Annotated in this window: 2 protein-coding genes and 1 pseudogene; all 3 read left to right on the forward strand. The window is 70.4% G+C overall.

Annotated features, from left to right (window positions below; translation table 11 throughout):
- The first annotated feature begins 84 nt into the window (after window positions 1-84).
- Window positions 85-753, forward strand: a complete 669-nt coding sequence (locus WBB14_RS06965) for an alpha/beta fold hydrolase (RefSeq protein ID WP_424239189.1) — start codon at window positions 85-87, stop codon at window positions 751-753.
- Window positions 750-2,186, forward strand: coding sequence for a dethiobiotin synthase (bioD, locus tag WBB14_RS06970; protein WP_424239190.1), 1,437 nt, complete (start codon window positions 750-752; stop codon window positions 2,184-2,186). The genes WBB14_RS06965 and bioD overlap by 4 nt, the downstream gene beginning before the upstream one ends.
- A 377-nt stretch (window positions 2,187-2,563) precedes the next feature.
- A pseudogene (locus tag WBB14_RS06975) lies at window positions 2,564-3,230 on the forward strand (hypothetical protein); the annotation flags it as partial.

The following is a 3,230-nucleotide window of genomic DNA, read 5'->3' on the forward strand; positions in this document are numbered from 1 at the left end:
GCTCAGCGCGGCGCACCGCGACGTGGACGTGGCGCGGCTGATCGATGGCTTCGCCGCCGCGCTGGCGTGATGGGCGCTGCCTCCATGCAAGCCGCCGCTGCCCGTCCCACCCTCCTGTTCGTGCACGGCTGGGCTTTCGACGCCACGGTCTGGACGCCCCTGCGCGCCGGACTTCGGGAATGGCCGCAAGCCGTTTTTGATGCCGGCTACTTCGGGCCTGGACATGAGCCGGACACCAACGGCCCGGTCATCGCCATCGGCCATTCCCTGGGCTTGCTGCGCCTGCTGCGCAAGCCGCCGCCAGGCTGCCTGGGCCTCGTGTCGATCAACGGCTTCGCGCGCTTCGCCGCCGGCCCCGGCTTCGAGAGCGGCGCGGCGCCGCGCGTGCTGGAGCGCATGTCCAGGCGCCTGTCCTCGGACCCCGTGGCGGTACTGCGCGACTTCCGCCAACGCTGCGGCGACGACACCGATTTCGGCGAACCACAGCTGGCGCCGCTGGCGCGCGACCTGCAGGCCCTGCGCGACGAAGACCGGCGCGCGGCCCTGGCGGCTCTTCCCGTGCCGCTGCAGGTCCTGGCCGGCGCGGACGATCCCATCGTTCCCGCGCCCATGACGCAAGCAACATTTGCCGGCCGGGCCGACGCGCAGATCCATGAACGCGCGGGCGGCGGCCACCTGTTGCCCGTGTCGGATGCCGCCTGGTGCGCGGCGCATGTCCGCGCCTTCATTTCCCGCCTGGCGGCCGCCGCATGACGCAGGGTCCGCGCAACGCCGGGATCGGCGCGCGCTTCGGCGCCGCCGCCCAGGCCTACGAGGAGCACGCGTCCATCCAGCGCATTGCGGCCGAGCGACTGGCCAGCGATATCGCCCTGCTGCCCTTGCCCGCACGTCCGCGCATCCTGGAGATCGGCTGCGGCACCGGCCTGCTGACCCAGGCGCTGGCGCGCCGCATCGGTCCGGCCGACTGGACCGTCACCGACATCGCTCCCGGCATGCTGACAGCCGCGCAACGCGGCCCGGCCCTGCCGGGCCAGGCCCGCTACCAGTTGCTGGACGGCGAGCATCCGGCCGGACTGGCGGGCGGCTACGACCTGATTTGCTCCAGCCTGGCGGTGCAGTGGTTTTCAGACCTGAACGCGGGGCTGGGCCGGCTGGCCGCGCTGCTGGCCCCGGGCGGCTGCCTGGCCGTGGCGACGCTGGCGGACGGCACGTTCCAGGAATGGCAGGCTGCGCATGCCGCGGCCGGGCTGAATGCCGCCACGCCACGCTATCCGTCCACCGCCTCCATCCATCCGGACTGGGGCAATCTGGCGGGTGGCGTGCGCGGCGAACGGCTGATACAAAATCATCCTGACGGCCTGCGTTTCCTGCGCGGCCTCAAAGGCATAGGCGCCACCACGCCCGCCCCCGGAAGCGCGCCCCTGGGCGCGGCGCAACTGCGGCGGGTGCTGGCGGCGTTTGACGAACAAGGAGCCGGGGTGACCTATCACCTGGCCTACGGTATGTGGAAAAAAACGAACCAACACCCCACCGGCGTTTTCGTGACCGGCACGGATACCGGCATTGGCAAGACCCTGGTGTCCGCGATCCTGGCGCGCGCCTGGAACGCCGACTACTGGAAACCGGTGCAGACGGGCGTGGCGGAAGAACCGGGCGACACCGAAACCGTGGCGCAACTGGCCGGGCTGCCGCCCGAACGCCTGCACCTGCCTGCCTACGTGCTGCAGGCGCCGCTGTCGCCCTGGGCGGCCGCCACGCTGGAGGACGCCATCGTCGACGCCACCAGCATCGTGCCGCCGGCCACGCAGGCGCCGCTGATCGTGGAAGGCGCGGGCGGCCTCTACGTGCCGATCGACGACAGCCACATGATGATCGACCTGATCGCACGGCTGGACATGCCGGTGGTGCTGGCCGCGCGTAGCGGGCTGGGCACCATCAACCACACCCTGCTCAGCCTGGAGGCCCTCAAGCGCCGTGGCATTCCCGTGCTGGGCGTGATCATGAGCGGACCGCTTTCGGCGGGCAACAAGGAAGCCATCGAGCGCTTCGGCGACGTGCGCGTGCTGGCCGAGATTCCGCCGCTGTCCAAGGTCGATGCGCAAACCGTCGCGGCGCTGGCCAGCGCCATTCCGCCCTTGGCGGAATGCCTGCAGGCGCTGGGCGATGCGCCGACGGTAGCCGGCTAGGCCCCTGCTCACCGCCCCGGGACCGAGGCTTTCCGGGGCCGGAGCCGTTACGCATTCGTACAAAATAAATTCGACCGGCCTACGCCCCTCCTTTGGGGGGTTGGATACGGTTGGGTCGCGTTCCGGCTCTGCGGATGGCCCCCAAAGCCTCATGCAAAGCATGAACTTCCCGAGCGAAGGCGCGCATCTTCTACATCCTTCAGCCACATCCGGATTCTCAAACCGGCGCTGCCGCGGCAGTCGCCGCCGCGCGCCTGCACGTTGTTGACTACTAACGCAACACAACGATAATTTTCGCCACATTGGCAGTTCGATTCGCAGGTAGCTGGACGTGCAGGATTTCGTTCCTGGGTTTCCTTATTTGCAGGAGAACTGGCATGGTCACCAGAAGGCTGAACATTCCTGTCCCGGCCCCAAATCCCAACCGCAATTTCTTCGACGGCACCCGCCCGGGCCGAGCCGTGCTGCGCCCGGCCGATCTGCTGGCCTTGCGGCTGGAGCTGCGCAATCTGGCGGTGACGCCGGGCCAGCCGCCGCGCCTGAAGAAGGCCGGCGACGGGGCCGCCACGCTCATCGTCCACTTCCCGCCGCAGTCGATCACCGAAGAGACCTTCTTCGAAAGACCGCCTCCCGGCACCGCCAACCAGCCCCCGCCCCGCCCCACGCCGCCCAAGCCGGAACCCGCAAGCGGCGTGGAAACGCCCACGGGCCCGCCGGTACGCGCGCGCATCGCCGGAGAGTCGCGGCTGGCCTTCGCCATTCCCGACGGCTTCGACGTGCCCTACACGCTGGAAGGCGTGCTGGCGGCGATGGAGTCCCTGCCCCTGGCCGTGGCCGCCAACGCGCGCCCGCCCGGGCCCAGCGCGCCGCGCCTGAACCTGCGCGATCTGTTCGACAAGCGCATCGACAAGCTCTCCCCGGTGCAGCGCGCGGCGCTGTCCAGCTTCGCGCTGCGCAGCGCACGCATTGCCACGCAACAGAATGCGCCCGGCGCGCTGCTGCTGCGCCAGGCGGGCGGCGCGCCCGGCCTGCGCGCCTTGCGCC

The organism is Achromobacter sp., from assembly GCF_049647645.1.
Classification (GTDB): domain Bacteria; phylum Pseudomonadota; class Gammaproteobacteria; order Burkholderiales; family Burkholderiaceae_B; genus Achromobacter.